We start from the raw sequence: 13,198 nt of genomic DNA on the forward strand, positions 1-13,198 counted from the left end.
TTTTAAATCAGAGCGACCAGATGTTTATGATCTGCCAATGTTAGTTGGGTAACTGACAATGTGCAAGGGGTGAAATTGTTTTAATAATATCCAAATCTGAGGTGATCGTGTGGATAGAGCAATACCCGATCCAACATGGCAAAGGTTAGGTTTTTCTGAACACCCTGATGTTCATACTTCAGGTCAGGGAGTAGGGATTGTAATTATTGATTCAATCAAGCCACATCATCTCATAAATCACTTAAATACTCGAATTAAATGCGTTACCGTACATGAAAATCTGACCGTCACCATGAAGGACATTTCATCTAATAACGGGGAGGAAGATCACCTTAAAGGTGAGCATGGACTTATGAGTGTGCTGGCATTGACACATGAGCCAATTCGATTAGAGGGAATGATTCATGTCGGAATTGCACCAGCGGCAACATATATCGTTCTTGATCATGGAGCATTTACAGCAGGAGAAGGAGAACGTCTGAAAAAAGGAATGGACTGGATTCTTGAACATGGTATCGAATGGAATATAAAAATTATTCTAAGCACGGGTTGGCAGGCATTAGATGATGAAGTTCATCTTCAAAATACGAGAGAAAACTCGACAGTTAAAGCACTGGGTTCAGCCGTTCAACAGGGGATTTTGGTTATTTGCTCGAATGGGAATACACGTTTAAACAACATTATGCCGCCAATACAGTATTTAGCGGTTGGTGGCTACGTTGATCGTGGAAGGGCTGATCGTTCATCACATGTTCCTTTCCCGGATGAACCTTATGGCAGAAATGGAGACGGTCACTTCAGACCCGATGTTTTGGCTCCCAGACTACACCTTACAATCCCTTCTTATAAAACGGAAGAACGTGATCACAGTGTATCTTATTATGGAGGAACATCTGGAGCTGCTGCGCTTGTCGCTGGTGTTGCCGCCTATTTGTTCTCTCAATTTCCGGAACTAAGTTCCGATATGTTGAGGCGTGCCTTGGTTGAGTATGGTGACCCATTTGAGAGTTATGATAACCCTGCTCCGAGAATTAATGTTGCTAATACGATACGTTATCTAAAAACTGTTGGTGGGCCAAAGTACATACCAAATACTTTACTAATTACAAGTATTCAAAACCCCTTTGTGGCCATTCATTCGATGGATGAGATTGAAAGAGCGCTTGCTTTAACTATGTTAGTCCGGAGTAATGTGTTATCACGAGAAGAGTTATGGGATTTCACTGAGGATTCATCTCCTATTGTTCGTAAAATTGCGGTATCGACCCTCCGTGAACCAATAAACGAACAAGAGCGGAAGTTTTATTGGGAGTGCTTATTGCATGAAAAAGAAGGTGGCGTAAGAGGGTGGTATATGCATGGGTTATTGCAAAATGCTCCAAAGGAGGAAATACACAATTGGATGAACTCTGCGACAGATATCAATTGGTCGGTTCGATGGTGTGTCAGCGAATATATGGCTCAATACCCAGAGTATTTCCCCCAACTTGAAAAAACGCAAGATCCTGACTCCATACAAGCCAACGCATTGCCCTTATGGCAATGGTACACAGCCTTATATTGTAAAGAAAATTAGGTTCTCAATAAACCCATAAAAACAATGAAAAGAGGCATTATGAAACAAATTATGAAACTAACCTTACAAAGTGATGAATTAATCATTGATTGCAAAGATATTTATTTGCGTGAGTATCGACTTGAGGATTTGCAGAAATTGCAGGAGATCACCTGGCAGCCCGAGGTTTACGAATTTTTGCCGGGATGGAATGCTACGGTTGAAGAGAGAACTCTTTGGCTCACTCAATACGAAATCCCTGAGAATCAGAATTTTAAACAAGCTGTTTTGGCGGGAGGAGACATCGGAGACCTCTGTTTACGTTTGGCTATCGTGCTCAAAGAAAATGATGAGTTTATTGGATGGTGCTGCTCGGGGATCAAGGACGAACTGCCAGCGCCCAATCGGGAAATTATGTACGGCATTTCGAAACACTTCCGGAACCGTGGTTATACAACGCAGGCAGTACAAGGAATATCACAGTATTTATTTGAAAATACAAACGTTAAAGTATTGAATGCCATCGCTTTATTGACGAATCAGGCATCGAATAAGGTAATACAGAAATGCAATTTTGAATATCTGAATAGGATTGAAATCGAAAATGAACCGTACAACCATTACCAATTGTTGAAGCACCAACACTAACCCTACTGTAATTGGTTCAAGATGACTGCACAGGAGTGATCCCATGGATTCCAAACCCCAACTTGTTTTAGATCTGGCCGGTGTGCTGATCACCAATCTTTCCTCTTCATTCTGGCAGGAGCTTGCTAGGTATGCAGGTACGCCTTTTTCTGTATTAATCGAGCAATTGAGTGGTATACGCAAGGATTTGTGGACGGGAAGGTTGACAGAGGAGAGGTTCTGGATCTGGATGCAAACACAATATCCCAATATTGAAAAGATGTATGCTTATGAATTGCTTGAACAAACAACAGAGTTGCTGCCTGCCATGCATTGTCTTGAACGATGGAGCGAGCAGGCGGAACTTCATCTCTTGAGTAATCATTGTCATGAATGGATTGAACCCATTTTGCCGTTGATCCAACCGTATTGCAAGAGCATAACCATTTCCAATCAGGTCGGATATTGCAAGCCAAATATAGAAATATATAAACTTGTACAATCTCATCTACACAGGGGTGCACGCATTATATATGTGGATGATCAAGCTAAAAATTTGAAGCCTGCAGCTGAGCTGGGATGGGAAACATTACTTGCTGATGAACAGCATCAATGGATTGCTGAAATGGACGGATGGCTCGCAGACTAACGATAATCCACGATACAGATGCACTGCATACCAATCCACCTATCCATCAATTCGATGCTAAACCAATACCCCTATCAATTCTCTGCAGAAATGATAGGGGTATTGGTCATATGATAAGAGTGGCAAGAAAACGGAAAGCTGCGTTTTGCAAGCCTCGTTCGACTTAGAATTCACTCTTGACCAATGGCAGCAAAATCGTAAATTCCGTTCCTGCACCTGGTTGGCTGCGCACTGTAATTTTCCCGCCATACGACTCCACAATCGAACGGGTAATGGCAAGACCAAGACCCGCGCCTCCTTGTTTTCTTGAACGGGAAGAGCTTGTTCGATAGAAGCGTTCAAAGATGTGAGGGAGATGCTCCGGTTCAATCCCCGAGCCGTTATCTTTGACGGTTAACTCGGCTTTATGATGAGCGGCATATAACGTGATGCTGATGGCTCCCCGATCTGAATCGGTATGCTGTACTGCGTTGTGGAACAGGTTGAGTACAACCTGCTTCAATTTGTGAGCATCAGCCATGACATGGACTTCAGCGGTCAAGTCGAGATGAACTTGTCTTTCCCGAGCCATCATGACCAGCTGCGGCTGCATTTCGAGCAGCAGACTGCCCAGTTGGATGATTTCCTGTTCCTGCTGAGGCGCCTGATCCAGCTTGGTCAGCATTAACAGGTCCTCTACAAGTTTGTTAATCCGTACTGATTCACCGTACATGCTGTTCAAAGCACTATATAATTGCTCGCTGTTGGAGGCTGCACCGCGCTTGAGTACCTCAATAAATCCGTGAATGGAGGTAAGCGGGGTGCGCAGCTCATGGGAAGCATCAGACAGGAAACGCTGCATTTGCTCCCGGGCCTCTCGTTCTGCTTCAAACGAGTCTTCAAGCCTCTCCAGCATGCCGTTAAAAGAAAGCGCCAGTTGATCCACTTCCTGTTGTCCCTGAATTGAAGGAAGACGTTCGCCCAAGCTGCCTGCATCAATCCGTTGTACCGTATCTACCATACTGGACAACGGGATCAAAGTCCGCCGAAGCGCCTTGGTGTATAACACGAGCCCGGCCACCATCGCCAGTAGGGATAACATCAAGAAGATCAGAAGCTGTTTCACAATCAGATCCTTTAGTGGTTTCGTAGCAGTACCCATCTGCACCATGGGTAATCCGCGATTACGTGGTCCAGGCGAGGAGAAGACGATTAACTGCTCATTGCCTTGGCTATCCGTTACAATTTGGTACGGAACATGCTGTTTATCGTTGATCTGATCGGTAATGTTCTGATATTCAATGGACGTCAAACGAGGAGCAGTCAGACCGTCTTCACCAAAAATATCCTCGAAACCACTTTGATTATCAAATAAGGCCAGTGAACGATCAGGAATGTACAAGAAACGATTGCCTGATCCTCTTGGATCTGATCCGGATTGCCCGCCAAAAGGATTGTTTGTCGAACCATTACGTGAAGACGATCCAAGCCAGACCGGGGGCATGGACATGAGCTGCTCTTCCATGGTTTTCGCTTGGTTGCGATACAGAAAGCTTTCCATAATCCAGAATTGAAGTATCCCAATCAATAGTAACAGAGCAGCCAGAATGAACAGGGAGCGCGCGAGTAATTGAGAGCGAAGCGAACGTGGCGAGATCCATCGTTGCATCCATGCCCAAAGATGTTTATTTTTCTTTAATAAAAAGGCCATCAGAGATCCACCCTGTATCCGACACCTCGAAGGGTACGAATCAGTTTATGCTCTTTATCTCCCAGTTTGTCACGCAAGGAGCGGACGTACACCTCCACAATATTCTCTTCTCCTCCAAAATCGTACCCCCATACACGGTTTAGAATAGTCGCTTTACTCAGGACAATACCATGATTAAGCACGATGAATTTTAAGAGTTCATATTCGGTAGGAGACAACTCCAGAATCTGATTATGATAGGAAATCTCTTTGCGTTGATCATCAATTCGGAATGGACCATGAGTCACTGCGCCTATTAATAAAGGAAACTGATTACGCAGTCTTGCCTGAATCCGTGCAAGCAGTTCATCGAACGCAAAAGGTTTAATCATGTAGTCGTCAGCCCCAAGCCATAGCCCCTTTACCCGATTCTCGACCTCATCTTTGGCTGTCAGCATGATCACTCCGATCTGAACCCCGCTCTTGCGCAGACGCTCAACCACTTCAAATCCGTCCATCTCCGGCATCATGACATCCAGAATGGCCATATGCGGACGAAAGTCGAGGGCCACCTCAAGTGCAGCGACTCCATCCGAGGCCGTACGTACATCAAAGCCTTCGTTGCTTAGTCCAAGCTCCAAAAATTGCAAAATATGTGGTTCATCATCGGCCAAAAGTATTTTAATGCCAGTACTTAGCTTCATAAGCAGGCGTTCCCTCCCGTTAAATCCATCGATTACATACCCTCAATTCTAGAGGTCTATATGCTGTATTATCGCTCCCCAAACTGAAAATTAGCTGAAAAGTTTGCAAGTTATCCTCAGGCAACATTCAGCGGGCACTCATCCCAGTTTTACTTTGGCATGTCACAATAGTAGACATGAAGAACTTGAAGGAGTGATTGAGATTGAATAACGCCAAACGAAGGATTGATCTGGTCCTTCTGCCGATTGTTTTACTGGCGGCATTTCTGAACGGGTATGGCATCTGGAACGACCAATATGCCAATTCCTATTATACGACCGCCGTCGGGAGCATGCTGAGGAATTTCCATAACTTCTTCTACGCGTCGCTCGACTCGGCTGGTTCGGTAACCGTAGACAAACCACCGGTTGTCTTCTGGATTCAAACCGCTTTTGCTTACGTTTTTGGATTGCATGGATGGAGTGTTATTTTACCGCAAGCGTTAGCGGGGATTGGTTCGGTGCTGTTGATATATTTCATGGTCAAGCCTACATTTGGTCTTGCCGCGGCGCGAATCTCGGCACTTGCGATGGCGACTGTTCCTGTTGTGGCAGCAGTCAGCCGTACCAACAATATTGACAGCATGCTGGTCTTTACACTGCTGCTGGGTTCATTGTTTTTGTTCAAGGGAAGCAAGCAAGGCAGTACGTGGCGTATCCTGGTTGCCTTTGCACTCATTGGACTTGCTTTTAATATGAAAATGCTGCAAGCCTACATGATTCTTCCCGCTTTCTACTTGTTCTATCTGCTTGCATTCAACGCAAAGTGGAGAAGAAAAATCATTTTGCTGATAGGAAGTACGGCGGTGTTGGCAGTCGTTTCCTTATCCTGGGCGGTCACCGTGGATTCTATACCGACAGATGAACGGCCTTATATCGGCAGCAGTGAAACCAATTCGGTGCTGGAGCTGGCTTTTGGATATAACGGCTTATCTCGTCTCACTGGGCAACAGAATAGATCAGCGAATGCTGGCATGCCAAACGCCTCTGATGAAGGTAATGTTCGTGGCAACTCCAATTCCCAGGTTTCAGGAACCGATCAATCGGGCAGTGGCTCGGCTCCAACAGGCAATCTACCTGGAAATGGTGAAATGGGTGGCATGAACGGCATGACTTTTCCGGGCGGTCAAATGCCAAACGGTGTCGAGATGCCTAATGGAAGGAATTTTGGAGGTGGCAATGGTGGCGGTGGAGGCATGGGCGGCATGTTTGGCACGGGGGAAAAAGGTCCTCTACGTTTGTTCCAGACTGAACTTTCCGGTCAGGCCAGTTGGCTTTTGCCCATTGTATTGCTTGGCTGCATAGCCATTTTTGCCGGGTTAAGACGGAGAAACATAACCGATAAGCATAAGGAAGCTTTGTTCTGGCTGGCCTGGCTGCTTCCAGTAGCTGCTTTCTTCAGTGTGGCGGGTTTCTTCCATCAATATTATCTGATTATGCTCGCCCCTCCAGTAGCGGCATTAACCGGAGCAGGATTTGCAGCCATGTGGACGGCGTATCGTGAACGCCATGGCTGGCAAGCCTGGCTGCTTCCGATATCCGTGCTGCTTACGACCATCTTCGGCTGGTATATCATGCAGGTGTATAACGAAACTATCGGGGCAGCTTGGTCTATAAGTGAATTAATTGCAGGCATTCTGATTACAGTTATTCTGATTGTGATGCTTAAACGTTCACATCCATGGAAACAGGGTCTGATTATCGCAGGCTTCATGGTCATGCTGATCGGTCCGACCTATTGGGCCTTTACCCCTATTACGTATGGAGGCAACAGCATGATCCCGGCCGCCGGTCCTACAGGTTCCAATGGGATGTTTGGCGGAATGGGTATGGCTATGGGAGATCGACAAGGGGATCGCAATGGTGGCGGAATGGGTATGACTCCGCCAAATGCATCAGATGACACGGACACCGATCCGAATTTCCCATCATCCGATGATGCGTACTCGAACAATGCAGGCAACGGAACACCTCCGAATTCAGGCGGAAACATGAATGGCGGCGGAGGAATGCCTACAATGGGTGGTCGAGGTGGCGCGGGAAACCGTAACGAAGAAGTGGATACCACAACACTGAATTATTTGAGAGAACATAACACAGGTGAAACCTATCTCTTCGCAACGACGGACTATAACCAGGCAGCTCCATATATCATCGACGAAAATGAAGCAGTCATTACGCTTGGAGGGTTCTCGGGCTCAGATCCGGTGTATACCACGGAAAAACTGGAACAACTTGTGAAAAGTGGCCAAGTGAAATACTTCATGGTAGGTGGCATGGGCGGCCGAGGCGGCAGTTCTGATATTGGTGACTGGATCAAGGAGCATGGCACCGAAATCCCAGCGTCTGAGTGGAAGACGGGTATGGATAGCGGTTCCGGTTTTGGCGGTCAAACCACTTTATATGAAGTGAAATTATGAGTGTAATCGATGAGAAAAGGGAGGGAAGGAACATGGCTCAAAAGTGCCGTTACAGCATTATCATTCCAATGTATAACGAAGAAGCGGTGATTGAGGAGACTTATCGGCGTCTGAAAAAAGTGATGGGCAGTACGGGAGAGAGCTACGAGCTGCTGTTTGTCAATGACGGTAGCGTGGACCAAAGTGCACAGATGATCCGAGACTACGCCCGCTGGGATGAAAGTGTAAAGCTGATTGATTTTGCACGCAACTTCGGTCACCAGATCGCAATTACGGCAGGGATGGATTTTGCAGCAGGCGATGCGGTCGTCATTATTGATGCGGATCTTCAGGACCCTCCCGAGCTGATATTGGACATGATTGCCAAGTGGAAGGAAGGCTATGAGGTTGTCTATGCCCGTCGGACCAGACGAAGCGGGGAAACCCGCTTCAAGAAATGGTCTGCAAGCCTGTTCTACCGCGTACTGCGAGCATCGACGGATACAGATATTCCAGTGGATACCGGGGATTTCCGCCTGATGGATCGCAAGGTATGTGATGAGATGAAACGTCTTCCGGAGAAGAATCGATTTGTTCGAGGACTGGTGAGTTGGGTGGGGTTCCGTCAGACGGCCATTGAGTATGAACGGGATGAACGCTTGGCAGGGGAGACCAAATACCCGTTGAAACGCATGTTAAAGCTGAGTCTGGACGGCATTACATCATTCTCACACAAACCGCTCAAGCTTGCAGGTTACGTAGGAGCTGTTCTATCCATCGGCGGCTTCATCTATATGTTAAGTGTCATCGTTTCAGCGATATTTACAGATTCAACGATCAAAGGATGGCCTTCGATGGTCAGCATCATGCTGATTTTTAACGGCTTCATTCTGATTATGCTGGGCATTCTTGGCGAGTATGTCGGCCGAATCTATGATGAAACGAAGGCGCGTCCGCTATATATCGTAAGAGATGTGTATCAGATGGAGAGTCAGTCAAGTCAGTCACGGTTAACGGGCAGAGTTGCTCATCATGACTAATCGGTTGGTCACTATATTCAAGTTCGGAATTGTGGGTGTCCTGAATACGGCAGTGGATGCGATGGTATTCACGCTGCTCGCTGCCGCAGGCGCACATGCTCTAATTGCCCAGGTGATCTCGTATAGCTGTGGGGTCGTGAACAGTTACTGGTGGAACGGCAGATGGACCTTTCAGGATGCGGGAAGACAGGGCAAAAAAAACGAAATCATACGTTTTGTAATTACCAATCTGGTGGTTCTGGCGTTATCCTCCCTGATCCTGTACATCTGCAATAGCACATTAGGTTGGAGCGTTGTCATGAGTAAAATACTGGCAACCCTCTCGGGCATGGTTATAAACTATATTGCCAGTCGGTATTGGGTGTTCCGGGCAGAGCCCGTTCAAGGATCTGACCCTTCACCCGATGCGAATGAAAGGAGTGTTTCATGATATGAGAATTAAAAAAGCAGTCATTCCGGCAGCGGGGCTTGGCACCCGTTTCTTGCCGGCAACCAAGGCACAACCCAAAGAAATGCTGCCAATAGTGGACAAACCGGCCATTCAATACATTGTGGAAGAAGCAGTACAATCCGGCATTGAAAATATCATTATCGTAACCGGGCGCAATAAAAAATCGATTGAGGATCATTTTGACAAGTCGGTTGAGTTGGAGCACTCCCTGTACGCCAAAGGCAAGCAAGCACTACTGGAAGAGGTGCAAGCGATCAGCGAAATGGCGAGTATTCATTTTATCCGGCAAAAAGAGCCGCTTGGATTAGGCCATGCGATTGGATGTGCTCGTCAGTTTGTGGGAGACGATCCATTCGCGGTACTACTTGGAGATGATATTATGGTGTCTGATCCACCGGCGCTCGCACAGATGATTCATTTATATGAAAAGACAGGCAGTCAGATTGTTGGCGTGCGGCAAGTGCAGGCTGCTGATGTGATTAAATATGGGATTATTGATTCACAGGGGGCGGAGGATCGTGTTCACCGGATCACCAATTTGGTCGAAAAGCCTTCCATTGCAGAAGCGCCCTCGCGAACAGCCGTGATGGGACGTTACATTCTGAAACCGTCCATCTTTCCCATTCTGGATCGAATTGAAAGAGGTGCTGGTGGGGAATATCAGCTAACGGATGCGCTGAAAGAAGTAAGCCAGGTGGAAGAGCTGCTGGCTCTTGAACTGGAAGGACGCCGCTACGATATTGGTGATCAGTTCGGATATATTCAGGCGATCTTGGAGATCGGACTGATGCGTAAGGAATTACAGCCCATACTGACTCCATATCTTCAGAAACTTTCAACTCAGTGGGCATAGGGGCATATGTAGCAGGCGTTTATATCTGCTGTAGGACGGGGGATCCTCCGTGCCATGCTTCTGGCATAGACTCCAGCATTGTACAATGCTTCCTGTCACGCTACAATGAGCTTGAAGTTCAAGTTGCTCTTTGAGGAGTGAGGAATCATATGCATGAATCTGTTATAAAGGATCTTATTCAGTGTATGGATGTGGAGGATAACGCCGCCATTCAATACATTCAGACCGAGCATCGGTTGAAACTGGGACTCTTTTGGGGAATCAAAGAAGGCAGCCGCGTTTTGGAAATCGGATGTGGTCAGGGAGATACAACGGCCGTGCTTGCGCATCTGGTGGGGGAGCATGGTTACGTTCATGGTGTAGACATTGCACCAGAGAGTTATGGTGCACCGCTAACTGTGGGTGAAGCGGCAGCCAATCTGCGGAAATCTCCGCTAGGTAACCGAATTCGAATGGATTATGATTTCGATATTCTAAGTGATCAGGTCCAATTTGCCGAGAATGAGTTTGATGTGATTGTGCTTTCCCATTGTTCGTGGTACTTGAAATCATTTGACGAACTTGCCCAGATTCTTAGCAAGGTTAGGACATGGGGACATCAGTTATGTTTTGCCGAATGGGATGCACGAGTTACAGATGTGAGCCAACTCTCACACTGGTTATCTGTTCTGATTCAGTCCCAGGTCGAATGTTACAAGGAGAACAGCTTCTCCAATGTGCGAACGCTGTTTACACCGGAGGACATCCAAGAGCTTGTCTCTTCGGCAGGCTGGACGATTAAGGAAGAGGTTTCGATCCATTCTCCCAAACTGCAGGACGGTCACTGGGAAACCGAAATGACATTGGCAGAAGCGCCTGTGGAACTGAAAATGCTTCCGATCCCGGATAAGGTAAGAACACTCCTTCTTTCCGAATTGAAATTACTTAGAACACATCACACCGCAGGGCCAGGAACTCCATTGGGAACGTATGCAATTGTTGCCAAAAAGCAGTAAAGCAATAGCCATTTCCAGCAATTTATAAAAAAAGGTCTATCGACGTACTTTTCACAGAAGACAGACCGCGTTTAGCTGAAGTTTTTCTTGCGATAATTGAATTGTTCAGCTCTGCTGAAAACGTATAAATTCCATGATCCAAAAAAATGTGTTTACTTCATGATGGTAATTTTGATATTATAATCGCAATATCAAATGCGATGAAGAGATGAGTAGATAAAAAGCATTCTTTCACAGAGAGCTCCGGCAGCTGAAAAGGGGTAAAGAATTTTTTGTTGAATAAAGACTCAGAGCAGCACATCGGAACTCTACTAATTGAGGGATGGTGTGACAGGAGCTCCTGTTACAGAGCGAGAGTATAAGCGGATACGCATGATTGAATGCAGTAGTCCTTAACTCGAAGAGGCTGGTATGGTGACATATTGGCGAATCTGGGTGGTACCACGAGTGTAACAATCTCGTCCCTGAGACTTTTGTCTTGGGGATGGGATTTTTTGGTTTTTCCGGGATGTTGGCTACACGCTTTGGAAACGCCTGAATAGTGTTTAATAAGAGGAAACTCACACCGAAAGGAAATGATGATTTTATGTCAGCAAAATTGAAAGTCGGTATCGTCGGAGGAACGGGGATGGTAGGTCAGCGTTTTGTGGATCTGCTCAATGAACACCCATGGTTTGAAGTAACGGCTATTTCAGCAAGTGCCAACTCGGCAGGCAAAACATACGAAGAATCCGTACAAGGCAGATGGAAACTCGCTGCTGCGATCCCGGAAGCAGTGAAAAACATCGTTGTGCAGGACGCTTCCCAAGTTGAAGCTTTTGCGAGCCAGGTTGATTTTATATTCTGTGCTGTAGATATGAAAAAGAACGAAATTCAAGCGCTCGAAGAGGCTTATGCCAAAACGGGAACTCCGGTTGTTTCCAACAACTCGGCTCACCGCTGGACAGCGGATGTACCAATGGTCATTCCGGAAATTAACCCGGGACATCTGGACGTGATTGAAGCTCAACGCAAACGTCTCGGAACCAAAACCGGATTCATCGCAGTTAAACCCAACTGCTCGATTCAGAGCTATGTGCCTGCACTGCACGCGTTGCGCGAGTTCAATCCAACTCAAGTGGTGGCTTCCACATACCAAGCCATCTCTGGAGCAGGTAAAAACTTTACGGACTGGCCAGATATGCTCGATAATGTCATTCCATACATCGGTGGAGAAGAAGAGAAGAGTGAGCAGGAACCACTGCGGATCTGGGGTAGAATCGAAAATAATCAAATCGTCAAAGCATCTGCTCCATTAATTACAACACAATGTATTCGTGTACCGGTAACGGATGGGCATCTGGCAACCGTGTTTGTGAACTTCGAGAAAAAACCAAGCAAAGACGAAATTCTGGAGCGTTGGTTGCAGTTCAAAGGTCGCCCACAGGAGCTGGCTCTGCCAAGCGCACCAAAACAGTTCATTACTTATTTTGAAGAAGAGAATAGACCACAAACGAAACTGGATCGTGACATCGAGCGCGGTATGGGCGTATCAACAGGCAGACTGCGCGAAGACTCCCTGTATGATTACAAGTTTGTAGGACTGTCCCACAACACGCTGCGCGGAGCAGCAGGCGGTGCTGTTCTGATCGCTGAATTGCTCAAAGCTGAAGGATATATTCAGCCTAAATAAACAGTCATTGTGAAAATAGGAATAGACCGAATAGGGACCTGCATGTAGGCACTTTACTCTAAAGTGGCACTCATTGCAGGTCCTTTTTATGTATTGGAGATTGAGGATATATTATAAAAATTTTTTGTTAAAACTAATATGGTAAATATTACATTGTAAATTCATGAGATTTCCGGTATTTTTATTAACGGCAAACTTTTCTTTTATAAAGTAGAAGTAGATTGTCTTAGCAGGTAGCTATTGAAATGGAAAAGAAAGGAGGAAGAAATATAATGTCAGAGGTTGCTAATCAAAGAGTACATAAACCAGGATCACAGCCCGTAAGTTTCGGTAGTTGGATGCTCACGTTGTTTCTTATGATGATTCCGCTTGTAAACATTATCATGTTGTTTGTCTGGGCATTCGGGGATTCGAATCCTTCAAAAGCCAATTATGCAAAAGCATCGTTGCTGTGGGCAGCGATCGGGATTGTTATATACGTCCTTGTCTTCGTAATGATTATTGGAACCGGAATCTCGCTCTCGGATTATTAGGTTTATGAATGT

The 13,198-nt window shown here is 46.1% G+C and carries 12 protein-coding genes and 1 other annotated feature; of the genes, 10 read left to right on the forward strand and 2 right to left on the reverse strand.

Annotated features, from left to right (window positions below; translation table 11 throughout):
* Nucleotides 1-109: 109 nt before the first annotated feature.
* From MHB49_RS14675 to MHB49_RS14685, 3 genes are read left to right on the forward strand one after another with little or no spacing between them, the layout of a single operon-like run.
* Nucleotides 110-1,576, forward strand: a complete 1,467-nt coding sequence (locus MHB49_RS14675) for a S8 family serine peptidase (RefSeq protein ID WP_405156620.1) — start codon at nucleotides 110-112, stop codon at nucleotides 1,574-1,576.
* Nucleotides 1,577-1,615: 39 nt separating this feature from the next.
* Nucleotides 1,616-2,203, forward strand: a complete 588-nt coding sequence (locus tag MHB49_RS14680) for a GNAT family N-acetyltransferase (protein WP_405156621.1) — start codon at nucleotides 1,616-1,618, stop codon at nucleotides 2,201-2,203.
* 43 nt (nucleotides 2,204-2,246) lie between these two features.
* A complete protein-coding gene (locus MHB49_RS14685) occupies nucleotides 2,247-2,831 on the forward strand; it encodes a haloacid dehalogenase (RefSeq protein WP_405156622.1) in 585 nt (194 codons plus the stop codon).
* Between the two features lie 163 nt (nucleotides 2,832-2,994).
* Here MHB49_RS14685 and MHB49_RS14690 read toward each other — a convergent pair whose 3' ends face one another.
* Both MHB49_RS14690 and MHB49_RS14695 read right to left on the reverse strand, forming a co-directional pair.
* On the reverse strand, nucleotides 2,995-4,521 hold the full coding sequence (locus tag MHB49_RS14690) for a sensor histidine kinase (protein ID WP_405156623.1): 1,527 nt from the start codon (nucleotides 4,519-4,521) through the stop codon (nucleotides 2,995-2,997).
* Nucleotides 4,521-5,204, reverse strand: coding sequence for a response regulator transcription factor (locus MHB49_RS14695; RefSeq protein ID WP_405156624.1), 684 nt, complete (start codon nucleotides 5,202-5,204; stop codon nucleotides 4,521-4,523). The genes MHB49_RS14690 and MHB49_RS14695 overlap by 1 nt, the downstream gene beginning before the upstream one ends.
* A gap of 203 nt (nucleotides 5,205-5,407) precedes the next feature.
* Here MHB49_RS14695 and MHB49_RS14700 point away from each other — a divergent pair, with 203 nt between their 5' ends.
* The 7 genes from MHB49_RS14700 to MHB49_RS14730 all read left to right on the forward strand — a co-directional run bounded on the left by MHB49_RS14700 (nucleotide 5,408) and on the right by MHB49_RS14730 (nucleotide 13,186).
* Nucleotides 5,408-7,663 (forward strand): ArnT family glycosyltransferase, encoded by a 2,256-nt coding sequence (locus tag MHB49_RS14700; RefSeq protein WP_405156625.1) that lies wholly within the window; start codon nucleotides 5,408-5,410, stop codon nucleotides 7,661-7,663.
* 32 nt (nucleotides 7,664-7,695) lie between these two features.
* A complete protein-coding gene (locus MHB49_RS14705) occupies nucleotides 7,696-8,682 on the forward strand; it encodes a glycosyltransferase family 2 protein (protein WP_405156626.1) in 987 nt (328 codons plus the stop codon).
* Nucleotides 8,675-9,112: a GtrA family protein gene (locus tag MHB49_RS14710; protein ID WP_405156627.1), complete on the forward strand. Its 438-nt coding sequence runs from the start codon at nucleotides 8,675-8,677 to the stop codon at nucleotides 9,110-9,112. The genes MHB49_RS14705 and MHB49_RS14710 overlap by 8 nt, the downstream gene beginning before the upstream one ends.
* A 1-nt stretch (nucleotide 9,113) precedes the next feature.
* Nucleotides 9,114-9,986, forward strand: coding sequence for a UTP--glucose-1-phosphate uridylyltransferase GalU (gene galU, locus MHB49_RS14715; RefSeq protein WP_405156628.1), 873 nt, complete (start codon nucleotides 9,114-9,116; stop codon nucleotides 9,984-9,986).
* A 149-nt stretch (nucleotides 9,987-10,135) separates the two neighbouring features.
* Nucleotides 10,136-10,981 carry a class I SAM-dependent methyltransferase gene (locus MHB49_RS14720; RefSeq protein ID WP_405156629.1) on the forward strand — a complete coding sequence of 282 codons (846 nt, stop codon included), beginning with the start codon at nucleotides 10,136-10,138 and terminating at the stop codon, nucleotides 10,979-10,981.
* Nucleotides 10,982-11,172: 191 nt separating this feature from the next.
* Nucleotides 11,173-11,450: a binding site (T-box leader), on the forward strand.
* 117 nt (nucleotides 11,451-11,567) lie between these two features.
* On the forward strand, nucleotides 11,568-12,653 hold the full coding sequence (gene asd / locus MHB49_RS14725) for an aspartate-semialdehyde dehydrogenase (RefSeq protein WP_405156630.1): 1,086 nt from the start codon (nucleotides 11,568-11,570) through the stop codon (nucleotides 12,651-12,653).
* A 272-nt stretch (nucleotides 12,654-12,925) separates the two neighbouring features.
* Nucleotides 12,926-13,186: a hypothetical protein gene (locus MHB49_RS14730; RefSeq protein ID WP_405156631.1), complete on the forward strand. Its 261-nt coding sequence runs from the start codon at nucleotides 12,926-12,928 to the stop codon at nucleotides 13,184-13,186.
* The last annotated feature ends 12 nt before the right edge of the window (nucleotides 13,187-13,198 follow it).

This window comes from Paenibacillus sp. FSL K6-0108 (assembly GCF_045040695.1).
GTDB lineage: Bacteria > Bacillota > Bacilli > Paenibacillales > Paenibacillaceae > Paenibacillus > Paenibacillus pabuli_B.

Coding starts and splice junctions, on each gene's coding strand:
- MHB49_RS14680 (WP_405156621.1), top strand. CDS start 1,616: ATGAAACAAATTATGAAACTAACCTTACAAAGTGATGAATTAATCATT.
- MHB49_RS14685 (WP_405156622.1), top strand. CDS start 2,247: ATGGATTCCAAACCCCAACTTGTTTTAGATCTGGCCGGTGTGCTGATC.
- MHB49_RS14690 (WP_405156623.1), bottom strand. CDS start 4,521: ATGGCCTTTTTATTAAAGAAAAATAAACATCTTTGGGCATGGATGCAA.
- MHB49_RS14695 (WP_405156624.1), bottom strand. CDS start 5,204: ATGAAGCTAAGTACTGGCATTAAAATACTTTTGGCCGATGATGAACCA.
- MHB49_RS14705 (WP_405156626.1), top strand. CDS start 7,696: ATGGCTCAAAAGTGCCGTTACAGCATTATCATTCCAATGTATAACGAA.
- MHB49_RS14710 (WP_405156627.1), top strand. CDS start 8,675: ATGACTAATCGGTTGGTCACTATATTCAAGTTCGGAATTGTGGGTGTC.
- galU (WP_405156628.1), top strand. CDS start 9,114: ATGAGAATTAAAAAAGCAGTCATTCCGGCAGCGGGGCTTGGCACCCGT.
- MHB49_RS14720 (WP_405156629.1), top strand. CDS start 10,136: ATGCATGAATCTGTTATAAAGGATCTTATTCAGTGTATGGATGTGGAG.
- asd (WP_405156630.1), top strand. CDS start 11,568: ATGTCAGCAAAATTGAAAGTCGGTATCGTCGGAGGAACGGGGATGGTA.
- MHB49_RS14730 (WP_405156631.1), top strand. CDS start 12,926: ATGTCAGAGGTTGCTAATCAAAGAGTACATAAACCAGGATCACAGCCC.